This is a genomic window from Ekhidna sp. (assembly GCF_965228795.1).
Taxonomy (GTDB): Bacteria; Bacteroidota; Bacteroidia; order Cytophagales; family Cyclobacteriaceae; genus Ekhidna.
This window is the reverse complement of the sequence record NZ_OZ245839.1, coordinates 2,884,564-2,907,430: the sequence shown is the minus strand read 5'-3', so window position 1 is coordinate 2,907,430 and position 22,867 is coordinate 2,884,564. Positions and strand designations below refer to the sequence as shown.

The window sequence follows — 22,867 nt, the reverse complement described above, 5'->3', positions numbered from 1 at the left end:
AGTCAAATTTCAAATAAATTCCAAATTTCAATGTCTGATAAGGTTTACGATTTAGAAGAGCGAACATTTCAATTTGCTAAGTCAATTCGGTTATTAGCGAAGAAATTACCAAAAACCACAGCGAATATTGAAGATGTTAAGCAGATAATTCGATCATCGGGCTCAATTGGATCCAACTATATTGAGGCGAATGAGGCCTTAAGTAAGAAGGACTTTCTTTTTAGAGTAAAAATTGCTCGTAAAGAAGCAAAGGAAAGTGCGTACTGGTTACGATTGATTCTTGAGACAAATGACCAGGAGTTTTCTAATGAGATTAAAACACACTTTGTTGAAGCAACTGAGTTGAAAAAGATATTATCTGCCATAATTAGTAAATCAAGTTAAGGTTTGGTTCTTTGCATATTGATTATTGGAATTTGTTTGTGGTTTATTATTTGAAACTTGGAGGTTAACAACGTATGAAATCAAACCAACCAATCGGAATCTTTGATAGTGGAATAGGGGGGCTGACTGTGGCAAAAGCCGTGAAGGATGTGTTGCCCAATGAATCCATCATCTATTTTGGGGATACAGCGCACCTTCCTTATGGAGATAAATCTACAGCTGCCATTCAGGCATACTCTGTTAGAATTGCAGAATTGCTCTTAAAGCAAAAATGTAAGGTGATTCTGATTGCTTGTAATTCAGCTTCTTCTGCAGCTTATGATTTGGTTACAGAATATGTCGGTAAAAAAGCGAAGGTATTTGATGTGATCAATCCTACTGTAGATTTCATTCGGGAACACTATCAGGATGAAAATGTCGGGTTGATAGGGACTAAGCAAACCGTTTCTGCAGGAGTGTACGCCCGGAAAATCGCAGAGCTAAAGCAAAATATTCAGTTCAAATCACTAGCCACTCCCTTACTCGTGCCGATGATCGAGGAGGGAATCTATGATGATGATATTAGCAGAAATATCATTGGTAAATACCTTAACGATCCTACGCTGGAAAGCATTAAGTCCCTGATTCTTGGGTGCACCCATTATCCAATCATTAAAGAACAAATTCGAACTCACTATGCAAGCCTGAACAAAGAAGTCGAAATAATTGATTCGGCTGAAACAGTGGCGCTTACGCTAAAATCATTTCTGGAGTACAATCAGTTAATCAATAAAGAAAAGAGCCCGATAGAGCGATTCTTAGTCTCGGATTTTACTGAATCCTTCGAAAAAACCACCAAAATCTTCTTCAACAAGGAAGTAGACTTGGAACTCCTATCAATTTGGGATGAATTAAATTAAATTACGATTATGAGGACACTTTGGGCAACTAGCATTCTTATTTTCTTAGCTTCATGTGCTGTTAATAAATCCACCAATACTTTCCACCCATTTAATGGTAATCAAGTGAGTTGTGGAAATTTTATTGCATACAAGTTGACGGATGATAACGATGAATACGTTTCTGTTTCTTTTAGTGCCTCAGAGGTAGATTTCACTGAAAGTCAGGTGTTTGGAATAGGGAAAGCTAAAGTGCTGGAAGTAAGAAGGAAAAAATATAATGGCCCTATAAGCAGTACGCTTTGCAATGATGTGATGCCAGCTGAAATGCCTGATAAAGTATCAGATGAAGTAGCTACTTCCGGACTAGTAGAAATATTGCTGAGTCAGGAAGACATTGAAAAAGCGAAAAACGGGCAACCATACAGCGTCACAATTATTCTCAAAGATGTCCAATTCACCGAGATGACAATTGATTATTTAAGAATTGAAAAAACAAACGTAGGATGGTTACCAGGATAATAACATTTTTAGTCCTTTCATTAGCAGTGTGCTTTACTATTAAAGCACAGCAATTGAGTTGTGGTACACCAGAGCCTACTGCTGAACAATTGGAACGATTTAAGGACCTGGGCAAAAATGGACAGTTCTCTTTTGATGCAGGAAGAATTTCATCGACCACCTCACTTGCAATAGCAGCGCATGTCATTCGAAAAGATGACGGTACCGGCGGGCTAACAGAAACTGAGCTGAATGATGCAATCGATAATCTAAACACTTTTTACAGTAATGCCGGGTTGTCGTTTTTCATTCTCACCATCAACTACATTGACAATACTAAATACTTTGATTTTGTGCAGGCTGATCAGGGCGAAATGACAGCTGCGAACAACTTTGAAAACACCATTAATATCTATTTTGCCAATAGCGTAAGTGATGGAGATGGAGCTTATTTCTGTGGGTATGCCTATTTCCCGGGTGGTCCGGATGTGATTTTAATGGATAATGGATGTTCAGTAAATGGTTCAACACTTCCGCATGAAGTGGGGCATTTCTTTGCTTTATACCATACGCATGGTACTTCTAACTCCACATTAACCGATGAATTAGTTACCAGAGGAACCGGGGCAAACTGTGATACAGCAGGAGATCAATTATGCGATACAGCTGCTGACCCAAAGCTCACGGGCAATGTCAACTCTTCTTGTCAATACACCGGTACCGAGACAGATGCTAATGGGGATGCGTTTACTCCAGACCCTGCAAATATCATGTCTTATTCTCTTAAGCAATGTCGGGACGTATTTACTGATGGGCAGTACAGTCGGATGAATGAAGCGTATACAAACAATAGAAATTACCTGCGTCAGTCTAATTATGTCGCGGACTTTAATTACGATTTAAGTGCTGTATGCAGTGGTGATGAAGTAAGTTTTACTAATAAATCAATTAATGCTGACGCTTATGCTTGGGTTTTTGAAGGAGGAGATCCGGCTACTTCTACAGAAGAAAACCCTGTTGTTGTATATAACTCCAGTGGAACATTTAGTGTGGAATTAACAATTACTTCCGGAGGTGAAACTGAAACCAAGTCAATATCTAACGCTATTCAGGTGGATGAAGAGTTAAGCTCAACAGTTACTGAAGCAACAGGTTCTTTTGAAGAAAGCGAAATACAGGAAAAAATTGTTAATGCCGATAATGGTATAACATGGCAGCAAAGCACGAATGTAAGTAGTGAGGGTAGCAAGTCAATGTTCATCGACTTTTTCAATTATCAGGATCAATCACAAGAAGATTACCTGGTTTTCGCAACCCTGAATACTTCAAGCGAAAAGTCCTTTGAGCTTATGTTTGATTATGCATACTCTCCCTATAGTAATACTTATTATGATGGATTAGCCATTGTTTATAAGGGATCGTGTGAAAGCACCTGGAATTCAGTGTATTACAAAGAGGGTACTGATCTTCAAACGACACCTGATTTTACTACAAGTCAGTTCGTTCCAGAAGCGTCAGATTGGAAACAAGAAATAGTTTCATTTGATATTCCTGAAGGATTTGACGTTGTAGAGGTAGCTTTTAAAGGTGTAAATGGATGGGGAAATGCACTTTATGTAGATAATTATTCAGTAACTGCAGCCTCAGCGATTTCAGTGTCAAGTCTTGAAGTACAAAATACATCATGTCCTGATGCAAGTGATGGTTCAATTGTGATAACAGCCTCAGGTAATGGTCCATTTGAATACAGCATGGATGGAAATGCATACTCTGAGATCAATGAGTTTGAAAACCTTGAAGTGGGTCAATACGAAATAGGAATCAGAGATATCAATCAAACTGAGATAACCAGAACGGTTGACGTTTCATTTGAGAATGATTATCCGGAAAAACCGGTAATTGAAACCGGAAATGACGAATTGATCGTTCAGATAGAAGGCGACCAAACGGTAACATGGTATGTCAATGGAGAAATAGATGAGAGTACCACATCTGCCATTTATTCAAATCCTGAAACTGGAACATATGCAGCGGAAGTTTCAAATGGCGATTGCGGTACCATGTCAGATACTTTTGAAGTGCAGGAGGTTTCCATTCAAAGTGTAAATGTGATCAATACTTCATGTCCGGATGTGGCTGATGGAGCGGTTTCTATTGTAGCTTCAGGAACAGCACCTTATGAATACAGTTTCAATGACTCAGAGTATAGTGACCAAAGTGAATACCCGGATCTTTTACCTGGAACATACATGGTTAGTTTAAAGAATTTCATGAATGACCCCATCACTCAGGCAGTGCAAGTGCTTTCTGAAAATGAATATCCTGAATTACCTGTAATTACTGAAAGTGGGGGTGTCTTAAGTATTACATTGATTGAAGGTCAATCTGCACAATGGTACCTGGATGGCACAATGATACCGGATGAAACATCATCCAGTATTGACAACCTTGATAATGGTGCTTACACGGTTGAGGTATCCAACGGCTCATGCGCTACATTGTCAGAACCCTACATTGTTCTTGGTCTCGATAGATATGAAAACAATGTTTCTGTGTTTCCGAATCCTGTAGCGTCTGAGCTTTCGATCTCATTCAAAAGCAGTCAATCCGCCATTTCTCCGCAACAAATTGTAGTCACTGATTTGGCCGGAAGGGTTATAATTGAGAAAGAATACTCCGACAACTTGGATGTAAGCGATTTAAAATCAGGTATTTATCTTTTGCATCTTAAATCTTCTGAGCAAAACGTTGTTAAGCGTTTCGTGAAACAATAAAGAGCAGGTAAATTCGAGTGTGATTTCATTCGCATTCTATCTCGGCTTCCTTTTGATTTTTGTAGTATTCGCGGTGTATGCCGAGCGAAAAACTGCTGCATTTATTCAAAACCGACTGGGACCTATGGAGGTAGGTCCAAAGGGTATTCTTCAAACCATTGCTGATTTACTGAAGATGCTACAAAAAGAAGACATACGAGCCAGTGCAATTGATGTCATTCCTTTTCTTATAGCTCCATTTATTGTCTTTGCAGCTGTATTTACAGGATATGCGGTATTACCATTAAATGCTCAACTTGCAGGTTCTACCATTACCAGTGGTGTATTCTTTTTGTTAGCAATCGTTTCTTTGGACGTCCTTGGAATTCTAATGGCAGGATGGGCTTCTAATAATAAGTATAGCCTTTATGGAGCCATGCGATCTGTGGCTCAGATTGTTTCTTACGAAGTGCCACTTGGGTTAAGCGTATTATGTGTGATTATTCTTACAGGGACATTGGATCTTCAAATAATCAGTAGGCTGCAATTCGGTAATGGAATCTTGAGTTGGAACATCATTTATTATCCGATTTTGATCATCCCTTTTATCATCTTTTTTATTTCAGGACTTGCAGAATCCAACCGAACACCTTTTGATTTACCTGAGTCAGAGTCAGAGCTAATAGGTGGATATCATACAGAGTATTCAGGCTTCCGGTGGGGGATGTTTATGCTCTCAGAGTATGGTATGATGCTATTGCTGGCTATTTTGGGGGTTGTCTTATTCTTTGGTGGCTGGAACTCTCCACTTCCGGGCATGTTAGACGGACCTATTTGGGGTACGTTTTGGTTGATGTTAAAATCATTGCTATTGATCTTTGTTCAGATTTGGGTTCGGTGGACATTTCCCCGACTAAGAGTAGATCAGTTGATGAGCCTTTCATGGAAATACCTAACCCCAATAGCTATTCTGATGTTATTTGTTTGTGCATTGTGGAAATTATGGATAATTAGCTGATAGTGAGTTACTTTGGAAATATAGCGACAGGAGTGAAGACTACATGGAAAGGTATGTTGCTTTCCATTCGTTATTTCTTTCAGGCCCGATTCAAGAGAAAAAAGGAGTGGGTAGGAGAAGAAAACTACTTTGAAAAGGCTAATGGCACATTCACTGTGCAATACCCTCATGAAGAAATTCCGGTACCAGATAATGGCAGGTATCAGCTACATAATGAAATAGATGACTGCATCGTGTGTGATAAGTGCGCTAAAATCTGTCCGGTAGATTGCATAGATATTGAGCCCGTTCGTTCACCCGAGGTATTCGGTAAGACATCTGACGGTACCCCTCTGCGGATACATGCTGCTAAGTTTGACATTGATATGGCCAAGTGCTGTTTCTGCGGTTTATGTACGGTGGTTTGTCCTACAGAATGCCTCACTATGACTAAGGAATTCGACTTTAGTACCACAGACATACTGGATCATAATTTTTCTTTCAGCAAAATGACAGATAAAGAGATCGAGGAAAAGAAGAAGGAATTTGAAGATTATCAGGCGCAGAAAACAAAAGCCAAACCAGAATTACCTACTCAGAATAAGGAAGTGGATGTGATGAAAAAGCCTACTGCCAAGCCTGTTTTTAAACCACGTATCCCCAAAAAGAAATAATGATTGCTGCAATTCAGATTTTTCTAGGAATTTTGGTGCTAGGAGGTGTTGCAATCATCCTTCTCTCCAAAAACATAGTACATGCAGCTTATGCCCTTTGTTTGGCTTTAATCGGTATCGCAGGCATCTATGTCGTGTTGATGTCTGAATTGTTAGCGGTAGTCCAAATCATGTTATATGCTGGTGGTGTTGTCATTTTGCTGGCATTCGGTGTAATGATGACCAATCGGTTAAGGGGTGAAAAAGTATTATCCGGATCTAAGAATCAATTGATCGGAAGCATTATTTCATTAGGCGTATTTATCGGGTTGTCATTTTTAATAAATGACGCATCATTCAAGCTTAACGATACAGAAAGTAGCAATCAGATTAAGACCATCGGTGTTTCATTTCTGACGGATCACATAGTCGCTTTTGAGCTAATCGCATTTATTTTATTAGTTGCCCTGGTGGGAGCGACCTACCTTGCAAAAAACGCAGCAAATGAGTGAGCAGGTCTTAACATATTACCTCTACTTGTCTGCTTTTCTGTTTTCTGCGGGAATTTATGTGGTGCTCACTAAACGCAGTGCCATTTTTGTGTTAATAGGAGTGGAGCTTATGCTGAATGCTGCAAATCTCGTCCTTGCTTCATTTTCCCAATTTGATCCTGATCTAAGAGGTCAGGTGGTAGCAGTATTTGCGGTGGTATTGACCGTATGTGAAGTATCTATTGCACTCGCCATTCTCTTGAATATTTACAGAAAATCGAAAGCTTCCAATTTGGATGAGCTTACTAAACTAGGCAACACGTGAACGGTGGCGTAGTTACCATATTGACCTTAACCCTTCCTTTAATTGGAGGTGTATTGGCATATGCATCGAGTAACAAGACTTATTCAATAGCAGGTATTGGAATCTCATTCCTTGCTTCCTTATACCTAATCGTCGGGCTTGATGAAATTACCTGGACTTTTGAGTGGCTTCCGGGATATTCTGTCTCTATACTAATTGATAGGATTTCATCTATTTTGATCAGCCTTGTTCTTTTTATTTCCCTTCTGGTGCATGTATTTTCAATCGCATACATGGAAGGTGATGCCGGAAAGCATAGGTACTTTGCCAAACTTGGTTTTTTCACCTTTTCAATGGTTGGGTTACTCATAGCAGATCATTTAATTCTATTATTCGTTTTTTGGGAATTGGTTGGATTGGCATCCTATCTGTTAATCGGTTTTTGGTATCACAAAAAAGGTATCCCGGCATCTGCTCGGTTAGCTTTTATGGTTAATAGAATAGCGGATGTCGCATTGTTAGCAGGAATACTTATTGTCAATGCAAATGGTGTAATTGATATCTCACAAATGAGTGCTTCATTAGCATTTCTACCTTCAATACTGATCGCAGTAGGTGCATTTGGTAAGTCAGCTCAACTTCCTTTTTCGGGATGGTTAACCAAAGCAATGGTTGGCCCGACACCTGTATCAGCTTTAATCCACGCTGCAACCATGGTGGCTGCCGGAGTGTACTTACTATACAGGGTTGCTCCGTTTCTGCATCCGGACGTTTTAGTATTAATCGCATTTATTGGAGCGATTACAGCTCTTTATGGAGGAGTATCTGCTTTATTTCAACATGATATTAAAAAGGTACTTGCCTATTCTACCATCTCTCAGCTTGGATACATGGTATTGGGAATAGGAGTAGGAGGAGCAAGTGCTTCAATCTTTCATTTATTCACGCATGCCTTTTTTAAGGCGGGCTTATTCCTTGGGGCTGGTTCCATCATTCATTTCATGCATACAGCAACGGAAAAAAATGGGCAAGACATGCGCAATATGGGTGGGTTGAGGAAGGAGTTGCCATGGACATTTTTGTCATTCATTGTTTGTGCCTTGGCTCTTGCAGGACTGCCATTTTTCAGTGGGTTTATGTCAAAAGAAGCCATCGTTTTATCCGCCTGGAGCTGGGCGGATCAGTTGGGAACATGGGCATATATCATTCCTGATATTGCGTTAATTACTGCTTTTCTTACGGCACTTTATGTTGGCAGGATGGTACTTCTGGTATTCTTAGGGGAAAACAGGTTGAAGTTAAGCGTTCATTCAGGGGAGAAAATGGTGGTTATAATGCCGTTGACTGTTCTGGCCATTGGTTCGCTATGGATATGCTACAATTGGAATCCGCTGGCTCATAAAAGCTGGCTAAATACCCTTTTTAATAGCGATGAAATCAATGACTCTAACAGCCTGATTGTTACATTTCTATCTGTACTACTGGTGAGTTTGGGCTTGTTTCTATCGTATGGTTTATTCAAACCAAATTCACCTTATACTACCAATTATTCCAATCAAGGAAATAAATTTCCTGTCGCATTAAATGGATTTTACCTTTCGCGAGGCTATGAACAAATGGGCATTCTTTTAAGCAGTGCAGCAAACGTTTTGAATCAATTGGATCGCAAGCTTATTGATGGATTCATCCATTTTCTGGGTGTTGGAACAGTCGTGTTTTCCAAAACGATTGCGTTAATGGATCGCTTTTTGGTAGATGGGCCTGTCAATGGCATTGCATATTTTTCCGGTTTCATGGGAAAAAGGATGGCGGGACTTAGCTCACGAGATACTCAAACTCAATTAGCATGGTTGCTGATTGGGCTTCTATTAATTTTAAGCTGGATACTTCTCATTTGAACTTATAAACCCAAATTATAGTAACTTATAAAATGATTTAAATAGGACTATGAAAACAATAACCCTGGATTTATCAGACAAGGATTTTGAAAAGTATCAATTTGATTCTGATAATATTTCTTTCAAAAATTTTGTTGAAAAGGTTAGAAATACTCTTGCAAGGGAAGCGATGCAAAAGTGTCAAAAAATAGCCTCAACATCGGATTTATCAGGAATGACTATGAAAGAAATCAATGATGAAGTCAAGGCTATAAGAGATGCAAAAAATAATCGTTGACACCAACGTTATCGTTTCTTCTTTGATTTCTAAAGGCTATCCTTTTAAGATTATTAACGACTTGATCTTAAAAAATGTCGTGGAAGTGCAGCTTTCTGATGAACTCTTTAAAGAATACATGGAAGTTCTCTCAAGGCCTAAATTCTCAAAATATCCGGAGTTTGTGGTTAATGCTGAAATTGTGCTATTTAGGATTTATGAGTTGTCTAATAAAATAACTCCTAAAAAGAATTTAAAAATTATTCATGATGACAATGATAATCGATTATTGGAGCTTGCTATTGAATCCAGGGCCCAATATCTGATTACAGGTAATTCATCGGATTTTACATTTGATAGAATTGAAGAAACGATAATTTTGAGTCCTACTGAATATTGGCAAAACTATCGACCGAATCACGATGATTAATCACCAATGCAAAACACCCTGACCTACATTTTTCTCTTTCCGTTGCTGGTTGCCTTTGTGATGCTTTTTATCCCTGCAGAGCGATGGAAAATCTTTAGAAGACTCTCTTTTGCTGCAGTTGCGATCCAAGTGATTCTATCGGTAATATTGGCCATAAACTTTGATAAAAGCCTGAACGCTGAAAGTTGGGAGGGCATGTTCCAATTTATTGAGCAGACAGACTGGATCAATATGTCACTAGGGTCTATTGGCTCCATCAAGATTCAGTATTTTCTGGGAGTTGATGGGATCAGTATGCCACTCGTGGTACTATCGTGCTTTGTTTTACTGATCGGGGTTATTTCCTCGTGGAATATTCAAGAAAAGGCAAAAGGCTATCATATCCTTTACCTGGTGCTGAGTTCAAGTATTATCGGGTGCTTTATTTCGTTGGATTTTTTCCTTTTTTATCTATGCTTTGAATTCATGCTACTTCCTATGTTCTTTCTTATAGGAATATGGGGAGGTAAAAGGAGGTCGTACGCCTCCATCAAGTTCTTTCTCTATACCTTATTAGGCTCGCTATTCATTCTGGTTGTGATGATCGGACTGTACCTAAGCGTTGTAGATGGAGATACAAACACATTTAGTTTGGTTAAGATGATGGATGGGGTTTATGATTCCGGATCTGTATTGGATCCATCTTCACCCCAGTTGATCTTTGGATATTCAGCCAGAGTACTCGCATTTATATTCTTAATTATCGGATTTGGAATTAAACTCCCGGCAGTACCTGTTCATACCTGGCTTCCGGATGCACACGTGGAGGCACCAACCCCAATTTCAGTGGTTTTAGCAGGACTTCTACTAAAGGTAGGAGCCTATGGCTTACTGAGAATAGCCTACGGTATCTTCCCGGATATCGCCATTGAATATGCGGGATTTGTTGCTGTTTTGGGCGTTATTTCCATTTTATATGGTGGAATGAATGCATTGGCACAGCGTGATCTGAAACGTATGGTAGCCTATTCATCGGTATCTCACATGGGATTTGTCCTGGTAGGGCTCGCTTCTTTAACGGCCGTTGGATTTTCAGGCTCCTTGTTTCATATGGTTTCTCACGGCCTCATTTCTCCTGCCTTATTCTTAATTGCAGGAGTCATTTACGACCGAACCGGAAACCGACAAATGGAGAATTTTAGTGGACTTGCAAGTAGAATGCCGATATACACCTTCTTTATGGCAATCTTCTTTTTTGCGGGATTAGGACTTCCCGGACTTTCAGGTTTCGTGGGAGAATTGATGGTTTTGATGGGGGCTTTTGGAAGCAATGAATTATCGCTTTGGATCGGCATGCTGGCTATATTGGGGATTGCCATCTCTGCCGCGTATTTCCTATGGACCATTCAACGAATGTTTTACGGTAAATACTTTGTTAGGGAATCGGAATGGGAGTCGCGAATGTTTGACCTTACGGCAAGGGAAAAGCTGATGCTCATCCCATTGGTCATTTTGGTAATCGCCTTAGGTATTTACCCACGTCTGTTGTTGGACTACTCCAATGAAACCATTGAATTTTTCATGAAGCAGATTAGCCAATTCACTCAATGAACTTGAATGATCAACTAACCGGCATTCTTAATGACCTTCAGGGAGTATGGGTAGAAAGTACCTTGATTCTTGGTGCAATCTTGATTTTAATTCTTGGACTTATTAAGGAGAATAATTGGGTTTTAAAGGGGTGCTTCTTAGTTGTCATTTTATTAGCATTTTATCTAAATCTTTCAAGTAACCTGGATGGCTTTATACTGGAAGAAAGCCTTCAATTAACCCGATTGTCACGATCATTCACGGCTATTTTTATTTTGGTGGCATTTCTTCTTTTAATATTCAATCGGTCGTCGAGGCACTTGAGCGAATTCTATTTTTTCATATTGGCAATGTTGGTTGGAAGTACTTTCATGATGAAAGCCAACAGTCTATTGATCATTTACCTTTCGATAGAGCTTGCCTCACTAGCTTCATATGTCCTTACGAATTTCACTTTTAAAAAGCGTGGATTCGAAGCTGGAATTAAGTATTTGCTTTTTGGAGCAATCAGCTCGGCTGTCATGCTCTTTGGGCTGGGATTGATATATGGTACAACAGGCACATTTTTTATATCGGAGTGGGGTACGCAAACATTTGATAGTCTGTTGTCTCAGGTAGGTTTTATTTTTCTGTTGTTTGGCATTTTCTTCAAAATATCATTGGCTCCATCGCACATTTGGGTGCCTGCCACTTATCAGGCTGCCCCACCAGATGCTACTGCTTTCATGTCCATTGTGCCAAAACTTGCGGGACTGGTTCTTTTGATGCGAATCTTCGACACCAACTCGTTCTCGGAAAATCATTGGGTCATTCAGCTTGTAATGGTTTTGGGGATGATCACACTAATTATTGGGACACTTGGAGCCCTTCTCCAGCAAAATGCTCGAAGGATGATAAGTTTTGGCGCAATTGCACATTCAGGGTTTCTTTTACCGTTTGCCCTGATGGGAAATGACTTTACCCAAGAAGCTTTCTGGTATTATGCAGTTGTTTATGCAATTATGAATTTGGCCGCATTTTACCTGCTGGATATTTATGAAAGACAAGAAGTCAATACAGTGAGTGATTATGCAAATACCAATAAGTCTGTTTGGTTGGGGGCCTCATTCACGCTCATTTTGATTTCGCTTATTGGAATACCTCCAGTAGCAGGATTTACAGCTAAGTTTTTCTTGTTTACCAACTTATGGGAAAATTATCAACTAGCTGAAAATTCCATTTATCTATGGTATTTAATTGTAGCTGTGCTAGCCACTGTTGGGTCACTATTCTTTTACCTTCAAATACCAAAACAGATTTTTTTGAGTCAACCGGAAGACCTTAAGTCTTTCAATTTCAAAAACTCAACGAAAATTTTAGCAACTCTTTTCTGTATTGTCCTGTTATTGTTGTTCTTTGTACCTCAGTTGGTAATGGAAGCGCAACAATTGGTTAACAACGTCCATGAGTGACCCGATAAAACACGAATGTGGTATAGCCCACCTCCGCCTTAGGAAACCCCTCCAATATTATATTGACAAATACGGCACGCCTGCTTATGCAGCCAAGAAGATGTATCTGCTTATGAAAAAGCAGAGTAATCGAGGGCAGGACGGAGTAGGGGTGGCCAGTATAAAAATTGATCTCCCACCTGGACTGAGATACATTTCCAGATACCGAACGATCAATTCCAACCCGATCGAAGAGATTTTCGGTAAGATTAGCAAGAAGTACTACAAGGCTAAAAAGGATCCGAGCGGAGATGAAACAGATGCTAGTTGGTTGAAAGAAAACTATGCTTTCACCGGTGAAGTATGGCTTGGTCATTTAAGGTATGGTACGCATGGTAAAAACAGCATTGAAAATTGCCATCCATTTTTAAGACAAAACAACTGGCGAAGTAGAAACCTGGTCATGGCAGGTAATTTCAACATGACTAACGTGGAAGAGCTATTTAATATCCTGGTAGGATTGGGACAGTTTCCAAAAGATAAAGTGGATACTGTCACCGTGATGGAGAAAATAGGTCACTTTTTGGACGAGGAAAATCAGCGAATTTTTGATAAGTATAAGGATGACCTCAGCAACGAAGAGATCACCTATAAAATTGAAGAAGAAATAGACCTTCAGCGTGTACTCCATCGTTCATGCCGTGATTTTGACGGTGGCTATGCCATGGCCGGAATCATTGGCTATGGAGCTTCATTCGTCGCAAGGGATCCGGCAGGAATACGGCCTGCTTATTATTATGCAGACGATGAAGTAGTGGTCGTTACATCAGAAAAACAAGCCATTAAAACTGCTTTTGGTTGTGAGTATACTGATATTCAGGAGATCAAGCCGGGGCACGCACTGATTATATCTAAAGATGGCGGATATGAGCAAAAGCAGTTTATCGAGCCTATCGAAAGAAAATCGTGCTCTTTTGAGCGTATTTATTTCTCCAGAGGAACAGATCCGGATATCTATCAGGAAAGAAAGAAACTTGGAGAGCTATTGGTGCCCCAGGTTTTAAAGTCCATCAACTTCGATCTTAGAAATACCGTCTTTTCATACATTCCAAATACTGCAGAGACCTCTTTCCTGGGGTTAATGAGAGGCGTTGACAAATACCTGGTGGCCAAGCGCATGGAGGTAATTCTAGAAGGAAAACCATCTCCTGATTCCATTGAAGATATGCTCAATTTTCAGCCCAGGGTTGAAAAGCTTGTACTAAAAGACGCTAAGCTAAGAACATTCATCACGGATGATAAGGGGAGAGATGAATTGGTTTCTCATGTATATGATACCACCTATGAAGTCATCAATAAGCGCACTGATACATTGGTTGTGATTGACGATAGTATTGTTAGAGGGACCACACTGGAGAAAAGCATACTTACACTTTTGGATAGACTGGAGCCAAAAAAGATTGTTATAGTCTCATCTGCTCCTCAGATCAGGTTCCCTGACTGCTACGGCATTGATATGAGTAAGATGAAAGAGTTTCTTGCCTTCAGAGCTGTGCTGGGACTGTTAAAGGATCACAACAAAGAAGAATTGCTGGATGTCGTGTTTGACAAATGTTTAGCAAGTCAGTCAGAAGCATATCCTGCTAACCATGTGAACGAATTGTACGAACAGTTCACAGATGAAGAAATTTCCCAAAAAATCACGGAAATTGTTAAACCTATAGGCATGAAGGCTGAGGTGGAGGTCGTTTACCAAACGGTTGAAAACCTGCATAAAGCATGTCCTAACCATCTGGGAGACTGGTACTTTACTGGTGATTACCCAACACCCGGAGGAAATAAGGTGGTAAATAAAGCATTCATCAACTTTATGAAAGGGATAGAAGTCAGAGCTTATTAGAACGCCTTACTCACCACCTTTATGTGTGTCTTTACTTTCTAGTCAATTTATTTAGCTGAGCAATTGAAAGTACATGCATGAATACAGCAACCGGCATAAGGCTTCCTGCAACCAACATGTAAGGGTAAGTCATAGCTACTAAGGGCAGTAAAGGCTCATTTGCTCCATAAAGGTCAGGCTTGTACACACTAGTCATAAATACAAAAATGACGGTGGCTAAAACCAATAGACCCAGATAGTTCCATAGCTTTACAAGCTTCAGGTTTGTAGACTTTCCACTAAAAGCGATCAAGCCAACAATAGGCACTGTAATCGCATAAACCATATCATAATTATAACCTTCTATGCTTGCTTCTTTGTGTAGAATGCCAGCTGACACAGAAGCAACGAATAAGCTTTCAACCAAAATTCTGAAAGATTGGAAGTAGAAGATAGATCTTGTTGGAAGGTGAAGCAACCATTTTTCATTTCTGTTATGATAAACAAATACTCCTGTAAAAATGAACGCAGGAATAATCATTGTTAAGGCAAATCGAGGTGGGAATGAATAGGATTGAATGAAATCTGAAGAACCAACGAGGATCAAATAGATTTGCCAAAGAATAATTCCAACAACAAGTTGAGTTTTTTTTCTCTTCCTTTTAGAGGTATCAAATCCTTTATCGATAGCAGTAAACCCAAACTGAATGAGTAATACGCATACAGCGATTGTAAGTCCTATGTAACCTAGTTTGAGCATCATAGTTGTGATTGTTTTAGTTTAGTTAAAATGGTATCTACAGCCTCTTCACCATCTTCAAGCAGAAGTGAGCGTATTTCTTTCATCGCATGTCTCCAGGCTGGTATGGCTTGTTCAAGATGTGCTTTTCCTACTTCAGTGATGTTAAAGGCAGGAAAATCTTTCTTCGTGACATATCCGTGATCAACCAGCCGTTTCAAGTTTCTGTTGAGCGTAGATTTTTCCATGAAGAGTATATCACACAATTCTTTTTGAGTTAAATCTCTCCGCTTAGAAAGGACGAATAGTAAGCTCATTTGACTATTGGAAAGCCCATAGGTCTTGATGTGCTTCCTAAAGATGTTTGCAGTTATTCTGCTTATTCGAGATATCTTCCCTGATAGGCAGGTAGTTGGGTCAGTAGAGTCTAATAGAGGATAATTCATAATAAGTTGTATATACAACTTTACGATAAATATTTGATGTAGTTGCTATCCACCTAACTTATTTTAGAAATATGAACTGAAAATGTATTTTGGAAACAATTTGACCTTCAAATCACTTAATAGGGTATGAAGGTTAGCAAAAACGAAATACTATTTATATACGACTCGTCAGATATGCAGCAAAGAGAGGGACTTGCATACATCAAATCTCTCAAGCATTACGAAGTTAAGGAACTGGATGTGACCAAGGATGAAATGACTCAACTTCAATTGAGCAATTTGGCAACTCGTCTTGCTGTGTCTGATAAAGAATTGATGAGAACTGACAAGGAGTCTCACTTTAGTGAGGTGATGAATTTGGATGGTCATGATTTTCTTGACTATCTCGCCTCTAATCTAGAGATGCTAAAAACGCCGATAGCTGTTTATAGCGATCGTGCAAAATTTGTAGATTCCCAATATGAATTGATCAAAGAGGATGGTGTCAATAGCACTTCAGATGTTCAGACGTCCAGAACGATGAAGCAACGAGAGGAAGGATAATCATTCCAGCTTTACAGGTCTGTCTGTACCATATTTTTGGATCATCCATTTTTCTCCATAAACCGAACTGTAAGTGATTTCTATTTCAGGAATATTGACCTTGGTGGTATCTCCTCCGGAAAACCATGATCGCAGCTTTTGTGCGTTTAAGCTGTCATCAATTACCTGTACCAGGTTTATGTGCTCACCTGCAGGTACCAGTCGACCTACTTTAATGTTAGAATGACCCATTCCTTTAATGGAGTCAATTGGGTCGATAACTTCTGAAGTAAAAACGGCAGGATCCATATAATAGATGCTATCATCATAGAGAATTTTCACTTCCTCTATAAATGCAGGGCCTATTCCATTATTGAATAGTATCAATCGATACGAATCGTCGCTATTTGAATTCCATAATTCTAAGTATGGCAGGACGGAAGCGTATTGTTGCGTTCGAAAAATTTTTGTTTGATAGATGATGGTAAAAAGCGTACCTAATGAAGCTATTATAGCCACTACGCTAATCCAACGATCTGAAGACCATTTTTTCATGCAGCTAAAATAGCTACATCTAATAATATACTAAACCGAAAAGCTCTCCCCACACCCACAGGTTCTGGATGCATTAGGATTTACAAACTGGAATCCTTTACCATTTAATCCATCGGAGAAATCAAGGGTAGTTCCTAGCAAGTACAATAGGCTTTTTTTATCTACCAGTATTTTCACCCCCTTATCTTCAAAAACCTCATCTGAGTCTTGTATTTCAGGGTCGAAGGAGAGGTCATACATAAGACCTGAGCAGCCTCCGCCTTTCACAGATACACGAATGTTATGATCCAATGATTTGCCCTCATTTCCTAGTAGGGTCACAATCTCTTCTCTCGCTTTGTCAGTCACATTTATCATTAGGCCACCGGGTTTAATACTATACTGAAAACTGTAATATTATTCATGTCTCTGCCATAGTAAAGCTTATCCATAGCATCATACATGTTTTTAGCACGGAAGTAGGAGGTTTGCAATTCATTCATACCTTTCGTCATCCACTGGATCGTAAAGGAACTCTCTTTGTCCTTGTGGGTACGAACATAGTCGAGCATCTTGTGTAAGACATCTGTCTTATCAAATCCTGTGATGGATTTAAACAAAAAAGATTGATTATGCCGAGGGTTGATTGTAATCAAATCCAGTTTGACCTTCCCATCTACATTTGCAAATTCAAAGATCACCTCATCACTTCTTAGTCCCAGGAAGTTCTTGATTTCATTTTGAATCTTTGCAGACTCTACGTGTATGTCAGATCGTAGCTCCATTTCCTTTAATTAATCGGTAAACTTTTCAGATCGACTGAAAGTTCCTGCATTTTTGCAAACTTACTAATTGAGCACGATGCTCAACCCAATTATTACGACAAATTGTACAGACATAGTTGAAAATCTGCCAATTGGGCTGGTTTTTAACTTTAAAAGAAATAATCAAGATGTGGAAAAATGTAGAGCATATTGGAATTGCAGTCAAGGATCTAGAGGGTGTCAATGAAATTTATACAAAGCTTTTTGGCGAGCCTCCATATAAGTTAGAGTCTGTGGAAACAGAACAAGTAGACACCTCTTTTTTTAAAGTTGGTCAAACCAAAATCGAATTTTTAAGCGCGACCGATGAGAATAGTGCAATTGCTAAATTCATAGAAAAGAGGGGTGAAGGTATTCATCATATCGCATTTGAGGTTGAGGATATACACTATGAGCTAGAAAGATTGCAAAAGGAGGGATTTCAATTTACCAGGCCAGAGGTTTCAAAAGGAGCAGATAATAAATTGGTATGTTTTGTCCACCCCAAATCAGCAAATGGTGTATTGGTAGAGCTATGTCAGGAAATAAGATAAAAATTTAGAACTGTCATGCTGACGAAGGAAGCATCTCACAATATGATGAGATTCTTCGCTGCGCTCAGAATGACATTAATGCGAGATTAATGAGCAAAGAAAAAAGAACAGAAATAGGAGAGCTTGGTGAGTTTGGATTGATAGACCGAATCGCTGAAAAGTTTGAGCCTAAAAATGAAAGGACAATCAAAGGAATCGGCGATGATACTGCAGTTTTTGATTTAGGTGATAAATACCTTCTCACTACTACGGATATGCTATTGGAAGGCGTGCACTTTGATCTTTCTTATATGCCTTTACCTCATCTGGGTTACAAAGCTGTAGCCGTTAACATCTCCGATATTGCCGCTATGAACGGTACTCCAACTCAGATTACGGTTAATCTTGGTCTAAGTAACCGCTTCTCAGTGGAGGCTGTAGAGGCGCTCTACGAGGGCATAAAAGCCGCATGTGAAGAATACAACGTAGATCTGGTAGGGGGAGATACAACCTCTTCTGCTTCCGGACTTGTGATTTCAGTGACCGCTCTGGGAGAAGTAGACCGGGATCGTATTGTCTATCGAAATGGTGCGATGGAAAATGACATCCTTTGTGTGACAGGAGATCTTGGTGGTGCATTCGTTGGATTGCAAATCTTAGAGCGAGAGAAGCAAGAGTATCTGGCTAACCCGGACATGCAGCCAAAGCTTGATAAGTATGATTATGTGGTAGGAAGGCAATTGAAACCGAAAGCTCGAATGGATATCATTCATGAATTCAAAGATTTGGGCATACAGCCTACTTCAATGATTGATGTGTCTGACGGGTTAGCTTCAGAAGCATTTCATTTATGTAAGCAGTCAGGTCTTGGCGTGGCTATTTATGAAGATAAACTTCCAATTGAAAAGCAGGCCTTCGAAACTGCTGCTGAGTTTAGCATTGATCCGAACTCTTGTGCAATGAATGGGGGAGAAGATTACGAGTTGTTATTTACAATAGGTCAGGATGACTTTGAGAAGATTAAGAATCATGCGGATATCCATACGATTGGATATATGCAGGCGAAATCAAAAGGGAAAACGTTCGTGACCAGGAGTCAGAATGTGGTGGAGTTACAGGCACAGGGTTGGAAGCATTTTTGATATTTGTTAGTTGCCAAATATCCCCTTGAGGGGATTATAGGGGTGTGGCTAGCTGTAATTAAATAATAACACTTGACCTTCTTTCATGGAGGTATACTTTTAATAAAAAGTCGTCCAACCACTTTGAGTGGTGGGACGACTAATCAATGATCATAAAAAAGGGCCGCCGGAAGAACTCCGTGCGGCCCAATCACCTAATCACTACTACTACTTAATCTTAATAACTTACTTACCTACAATAAGTTTGACCGAAAGGTCAATATTATCCTCAATTACTTTGTCGCCCAGATCATCGAAGAATGAATCAGATCCATATTTCACGTCGAATTTTGATCTGTCGAAGCTTAAATCAGCAGTTGCTTCATAATTTCCTCCATTTTCTTTGATGGTAGCTGGAAAAGAAATCGTTTCTGTCTTTCCTTTAATAGTAACATCACCTGTGATGTCATAACTGTTTTTACCTGTGCTTTTTGCTTCTGTGATTACAAATTCGGCTGTTGGGTAAGTTTCAACACTAAAGAAGTCATCAGATTTTAAATGCCCTTCTAATTTAGCTTTCCATTCCCCAGACAGATCTTCGTTGTTCAACGAATTCATATCAATTACAAAAGAACCACCGGTAAGCTTATTGCCATCCATTTGAAGTGCTCCTTCTTTGAGTTTCAATGTTCCATTGTGGCTTTTGCCCACTACTTTTTTACCGGTCCAGGTAATTACGCTCTCTGCTGTATTTACTTTCATTTCCTTAGCGTCACTGCTAAGTAATGCTGCGAAAATGATAAATGCTTTAATCATGGTTTTGTGTGTTTAATTTCTCTTCAAAATAAATGTAACTACATATAATGTACAAGCACGAAACGATATAAGTTCAAAAATGTTCCATAATTTTGAAGAAAATTTGAATATATGATTGAGGTAGGGAAGACGCTGGTTTCTGATGATGTGATTGATGAGGCGTTTGTTTGTGATTTGACAAAATGTAAAGGAGCCTGCTGTGTGGAAGGAGATCTTGGGGCACCTCTGCTAAAGGAGGAATTACCAGAGATTGAAAAAGTGATAGAGCTAGTGAAGCCCTACCTGACAAAAGAAGCCATTGAGGTATTGGAAAAGGAGGGAGGCTACCTCCTGGATGAGGATGGAGATTATTCTACCACCACCATCAATGGGAAAGAATGTGCCTTTGCTTTTTATGATGACAACCGGATATTGAAATGCAGCATTGAACAGGCACATAAGGATGGTAAAACAGATTGGAAGAAACCCATCTCCTGTCACCTGTATCCAATACGTGTAGCAAAACTCCCTGATTTTGAAGCGCTTAATTACGATCGATGGCAGATATGTTCACCTGCTTGTGATCTTGGGAAAGAGTTGAAAGTACCTGTCTATAAGTTCCTTAAAGACGCTCTGATCCGGAAGTATGGAGAGAGTTGGTATGCGGAGTTAGTGGAGAAGGTAGAAAAGAAGTAATCTAAGTGTCCTTTTTATGCTTTAGTCGCTTTCAAGCCATTTTATTGCCTCCTGTATAATCAGAGAGTCATTTACTATGACATCAGGGATAATTGGGTTTCCATTATAATTTTTACCATTTCTATCAGCCATATAAACACCTGTGAGAGACAATGAAGTATTGTAATCAAAAGTAAACAATGCATTTCCTGTGGTTAAACCACAAGTAGGTTTTCCAAAGGTTTTGGTGTTTTCTCTTCCAATAAAACTGATAGCGACTGCTTCCCCTCCGCTGGCAACACCATTACCTATTAATACAGCAACTTTCGGGTTTTTCTTCTTTAACTCATAATTATCTTCTAATGATGCAAGCCTTCTATTTTCATCATACACGGCCGAATTGTCTCTATAGCTCCAAGATGTTACAACACTATCAGCATCTATAAAGTATCCTGCTATTCCTTCACCAAGTATTGGTCCAAGTCCTGCAATGGCTGGATACATGACACTACCTCCCCAGTTGCTCCGCAAATCGACTATCCATCCAATTAAATCTTCGTCATCCTGATTTGTAATTTGCTTTCTTATTTCCTCAGCATAGGTTTTACCTCTTTGTGGATCTTGCGTGAATGTAGCTCCAACAGTCTCAACATATCCTATTTTCTCAGGGAGGAGAGGTCTTGAAAGTTCTGGAATCTCACAGAAAATCTCGCTCTCACCTCTAATTGCTTGTAAATCATGCCTAGTGAAAAAACTATGATTGTCATCTAATAAGGTAAGGGCTTTCTTTATACCTGGATAGATATCATTTAAGGTACGGGTTCCATCAATTTCAGCATAGACTTGCTCTCTAAATTCGTCCCAGTTTATTTTATGCTTATGCAAAGAGTGATTTTGCATCGTTGATAAAACATCTCTAAGCACCTTAGTTCCTGTGTACGGCTCAATGTTCTCATCTTTATCAATACATGTACTAAAAAGGACAAGTATTGCTAAAAAAAGAACTCCTCTCGATACTCTAAGTATTACTTGCTTGTAATGACACATTGAAAACTCTAGAAAATACTTCTAATTTAATTGTCTAATAATTAAATGTAAAAGAAACTCTCATTGTTGTGAGCGGATGCTTGCTAAAGAAGTAAGGTTGAACTAATCCATACCGATTGGCATTACTTTTCCTAGTAGTCAATTCCATGAGCATGAACGATAGAAAAACCACCAACATCTTACTTTTAATTCTCGTCGTGCCGATGGTGTTTTATTTACTTAAAACGCTTTCATTTATTTTCATTCCACTGGTTTCCTCGATGTTCATCGCATTGCTTTTTTTACCACTGATGAGGTGGTTTAAGAAAAAACGTGTGCCTAAGATTTTGAGCATCACGATCGTAATTCTAATCATTGCAACTTTCTTTAAGCTAAGTGGTGAATTGATTCAACTTTCCAGCCGGGAAATCTTAGCGACTGACAATGTCTTTTTTGAAAAAGCGAAGCTAAAACTCACGACACTGTTAAACTCACTTGAAGTATTCTTCGGCATTGATTTTTTGCAGGGAGAGGATACCTTAGGTTCACTGATTGAAAAGGATACTGTTATCAAAAACTTTGCTCCTACAGTGGGCTTTATAACTGATACCGTATCAATGACACTTGTCACGATATTCTTTGTTGTCCTCTTTCTTGCAGGTTCTATTGATATGCAAAAAGTATTGAACAGCACTATTCTGAAGCAACATTTTTCGTCAGTTAAAACCTTCATGAAGATAGAGAAGGAGTTGATTACCTTTATTAAGGTAAAATTCTTTCTAAGCTTATTCACCGGTATAGGCATAGGAATTGCCTGTTGGGGTTTTGGTGTAAGCTTTCCCATCTTTTGGGGGTTGTTTGCGTTTATGATCAATTTCCTTCAAATGATTGGTTCGGTAATCACCGTAGTTCTCCTGGCTATTTTTGCTTTTGTGGAAATAGAGGCGGCATCTGTGCTTTTTTTATTCGTTCTTACTACCACAGCAATTCAAACTTTATTTGGAGGTGTTTTAGAGCCCATTTTTATGGGAAAATCATTTTCAATCAATGTGATCACGATATTGATAATGCTGATGCTTTGGGGATATGTTTGGGGAATCCCGGGCTTGATCATGTCTATCCCAATTACCGTATTTCTTAAAATCCTCTTTGATCAATCTGAACGAACAAAGGTTATTTCGGAATTAATATCTGGTAAATCAAGAAGTAATTTGACATGACACGGAATTAATTATTGAGATACCCAAATA

At 39.2% G+C, this 22,867-nt stretch carries 26 protein-coding genes; 19 read left to right on the top strand and 7 right to left on the bottom strand.

Annotated features, from left to right (window positions below; genetic code table 11):
• Positions 1-30: 30 nt before the first annotated feature.
• The 14 genes from ACQK2H_RS13005 to ACQK2H_RS12940 all read left to right on the top strand — a co-directional run bounded on the left by ACQK2H_RS13005 (position 31) and on the right by ACQK2H_RS12940 (position 14,444).
• The gene (locus ACQK2H_RS13005) at positions 31-384 is read left to right on the top strand and encodes a four helix bundle protein (protein WP_425391878.1); all 354 of its coding nucleotides are present in this window, start codon (positions 31-33) and stop codon (positions 382-384) included.
• Between the two features lie 74 nt (positions 385-458).
• Complete coding sequence (gene murI / locus ACQK2H_RS13000; RefSeq protein ID WP_425391877.1) at positions 459-1,283, top strand: glutamate racemase; 825 nt, start codon at positions 459-461, stop codon at positions 1,281-1,283.
• A gap of 9 nt (positions 1,284-1,292) precedes the next feature.
• A complete protein-coding gene (locus ACQK2H_RS12995; protein WP_425391876.1) occupies positions 1,293-1,784 on the top strand; it encodes a hypothetical protein in 492 nt (163 codons plus the stop codon).
• A complete protein-coding gene (locus ACQK2H_RS12990; protein WP_425391875.1) occupies positions 1,769-4,537 on the top strand; it encodes a T9SS type A sorting domain-containing protein in 2,769 nt (922 codons plus the stop codon). Before ACQK2H_RS12995 ends, ACQK2H_RS12990 begins: the two co-directional genes overlap by 16 nt.
• Positions 4,538-4,556: 19 nt before the next feature.
• Positions 4,557-5,534, top strand: a complete 978-nt coding sequence (gene nuoH, locus ACQK2H_RS12985; RefSeq protein WP_425391874.1) for an NADH-quinone oxidoreductase subunit NuoH — start codon at positions 4,557-4,559, stop codon at positions 5,532-5,534.
• 2 nt (positions 5,535-5,536) lie between these two features.
• Entirely contained in the window at positions 5,537-6,187 is a 651-nt protein-coding gene (locus tag ACQK2H_RS12980) for a 4Fe-4S dicluster domain-containing protein (protein ID WP_425391873.1), read from the top strand.
• Positions 6,187-6,678, top strand: a complete 492-nt coding sequence (locus tag ACQK2H_RS12975) for an NADH-quinone oxidoreductase subunit J family protein (protein WP_425391872.1) — start codon at positions 6,187-6,189, stop codon at positions 6,676-6,678. The genes ACQK2H_RS12980 and ACQK2H_RS12975 overlap by 1 nt, the downstream gene beginning before the upstream one ends.
• The gene (gene nuoK, locus ACQK2H_RS12970) at positions 6,671-6,982 is read left to right on the top strand and encodes an NADH-quinone oxidoreductase subunit NuoK (RefSeq protein WP_425391871.1); all 312 of its coding nucleotides are present in this window, start codon (positions 6,671-6,673) and stop codon (positions 6,980-6,982) included. The genes ACQK2H_RS12975 and nuoK overlap by 8 nt, the downstream gene beginning before the upstream one ends.
• Positions 6,979-8,859, top strand: a complete 1,881-nt coding sequence (locus tag ACQK2H_RS12965) for an NADH-quinone oxidoreductase subunit L (RefSeq protein WP_425391870.1) — start codon at positions 6,979-6,981, stop codon at positions 8,857-8,859. Before nuoK ends, ACQK2H_RS12965 begins: the two co-directional genes overlap by 4 nt.
• Before the next feature lie 49 nt (positions 8,860-8,908).
• On the top strand, positions 8,909-9,136 hold the full coding sequence (locus ACQK2H_RS12960) for a hypothetical protein (RefSeq protein ID WP_425391869.1): 228 nt from the start codon (positions 8,909-8,911) through the stop codon (positions 9,134-9,136).
• Positions 9,117-9,545 (top strand): putative toxin-antitoxin system toxin component, PIN family, encoded by a 429-nt coding sequence (locus ACQK2H_RS12955; protein WP_425391868.1) that lies wholly within the window; start codon positions 9,117-9,119, stop codon positions 9,543-9,545. The genes ACQK2H_RS12960 and ACQK2H_RS12955 overlap by 20 nt, the downstream gene beginning before the upstream one ends.
• A gap of 6 nt (positions 9,546-9,551) precedes the next feature.
• Positions 9,552-11,135: a complex I subunit 4 family protein gene (locus tag ACQK2H_RS12950; protein ID WP_425391867.1), complete on the top strand. Its 1,584-nt coding sequence runs from the start codon at positions 9,552-9,554 to the stop codon at positions 11,133-11,135.
• Positions 11,132-12,565: an NADH-quinone oxidoreductase subunit N gene (locus ACQK2H_RS12945; RefSeq protein WP_425391866.1), complete on the top strand. Its 1,434-nt coding sequence runs from the start codon at positions 11,132-11,134 to the stop codon at positions 12,563-12,565. The genes ACQK2H_RS12950 and ACQK2H_RS12945 overlap by 4 nt, the downstream gene beginning before the upstream one ends.
• Complete coding sequence (locus tag ACQK2H_RS12940; RefSeq protein WP_425391865.1) at positions 12,558-14,444, top strand: amidophosphoribosyltransferase; 1,887 nt, start codon at positions 12,558-12,560, stop codon at positions 14,442-14,444. Before ACQK2H_RS12945 ends, ACQK2H_RS12940 begins: the two co-directional genes overlap by 8 nt.
• Before the next feature lie 31 nt (positions 14,445-14,475).
• On the opposite strand, the gene ACQK2H_RS12935 is transcribed toward ACQK2H_RS12940, so the two are convergent.
• Complete coding sequence (locus ACQK2H_RS12935) at positions 14,476-15,186, bottom strand: hypothetical protein (RefSeq protein ID WP_425391864.1); 711 nt, start codon at positions 15,184-15,186, stop codon at positions 14,476-14,478.
• Entirely contained in the window at positions 15,183-15,608 is a 426-nt protein-coding gene (locus ACQK2H_RS12930; protein WP_425391863.1) for a MarR family winged helix-turn-helix transcriptional regulator, read from the bottom strand. The genes ACQK2H_RS12935 and ACQK2H_RS12930 overlap by 4 nt, the downstream gene beginning before the upstream one ends.
• 126 nt (positions 15,609-15,734) lie before the next feature.
• Between ACQK2H_RS12930 and ACQK2H_RS12925 the strand changes: the two genes are divergently transcribed.
• Positions 15,735-16,151: a hypothetical protein gene (locus ACQK2H_RS12925; protein ID WP_425391862.1), complete on the top strand. Its 417-nt coding sequence runs from the start codon at positions 15,735-15,737 to the stop codon at positions 16,149-16,151.
• Here the strand turns inward: ACQK2H_RS12925 and ACQK2H_RS12920 are convergent, their stop codons facing one another.
• Genes ACQK2H_RS12920 through ACQK2H_RS12910 form a run of 3 tightly spaced genes read right to left on the bottom strand, consistent with a single transcriptional unit; the run spans position 16,152 to position 17,449 of the window.
• Positions 16,152-16,685, bottom strand: a complete 534-nt coding sequence (locus ACQK2H_RS12920; protein WP_425391861.1) for a hypothetical protein — start codon at positions 16,683-16,685, stop codon at positions 16,152-16,154.
• A 30-nt stretch (positions 16,686-16,715) separates the two neighbouring features.
• Positions 16,716-17,042 carry a HesB/IscA family protein gene (locus tag ACQK2H_RS12915; protein ID WP_425391860.1) on the bottom strand — a complete coding sequence of 109 codons (327 nt, stop codon included), beginning with the start codon at positions 17,040-17,042 and terminating at the stop codon, positions 16,716-16,718.
• A complete protein-coding gene (locus ACQK2H_RS12910) occupies positions 17,042-17,449 on the bottom strand; it encodes a hypothetical protein (protein WP_425391859.1) in 408 nt (135 codons plus the stop codon). Before ACQK2H_RS12910 ends, ACQK2H_RS12915 begins: the two co-directional genes overlap by 1 nt.
• Before the next feature lie 167 nt (positions 17,450-17,616).
• On the opposite strand from ACQK2H_RS12910, the gene mce reads away from it, so the two are divergent.
• Entirely contained in the window at positions 17,617-18,021 is a 405-nt protein-coding gene (mce, locus tag ACQK2H_RS12905; RefSeq protein WP_425391858.1) for a methylmalonyl-CoA epimerase, read from the top strand.
• Between the two features lie 89 nt (positions 18,022-18,110).
• Positions 18,111-19,142: a thiamine-phosphate kinase gene (gene thiL / locus ACQK2H_RS12900; RefSeq protein ID WP_425391857.1), complete on the top strand. Its 1,032-nt coding sequence runs from the start codon at positions 18,111-18,113 to the stop codon at positions 19,140-19,142.
• A gap of 225 nt (positions 19,143-19,367) precedes the next feature.
• On the opposite strand, the gene ACQK2H_RS12895 is transcribed toward thiL, so the two are convergent.
• A complete protein-coding gene (locus ACQK2H_RS12895) occupies positions 19,368-19,937 on the bottom strand; it encodes a YceI family protein (protein ID WP_425391856.1) in 570 nt (189 codons plus the stop codon).
• A 111-nt stretch (positions 19,938-20,048) separates the two neighbouring features.
• Between ACQK2H_RS12895 and ACQK2H_RS12890 the strand changes: the two genes are divergently transcribed.
• On the top strand, positions 20,049-20,612 hold the full coding sequence (locus tag ACQK2H_RS12890; RefSeq protein WP_425391855.1) for a DUF3109 family protein: 564 nt from the start codon (positions 20,049-20,051) through the stop codon (positions 20,610-20,612).
• 21 nt (positions 20,613-20,633) lie between these two features.
• Here ACQK2H_RS12890 and ACQK2H_RS12885 read toward each other — a convergent pair whose 3' ends face one another.
• Positions 20,634-21,638: a S41 family peptidase gene (locus ACQK2H_RS12885; RefSeq protein ID WP_425391854.1), complete on the bottom strand. Its 1,005-nt coding sequence runs from the start codon at positions 21,636-21,638 to the stop codon at positions 20,634-20,636.
• A gap of 152 nt (positions 21,639-21,790) precedes the next feature.
• Here ACQK2H_RS12885 and ACQK2H_RS12880 point away from each other — a divergent pair, with 152 nt between their 5' ends.
• On the top strand, positions 21,791-22,837 hold the full coding sequence (locus ACQK2H_RS12880; protein WP_425391853.1) for an AI-2E family transporter: 1,047 nt from the start codon (positions 21,791-21,793) through the stop codon (positions 22,835-22,837).
• Positions 22,838-22,867: the final 30 nt, after the last annotated feature.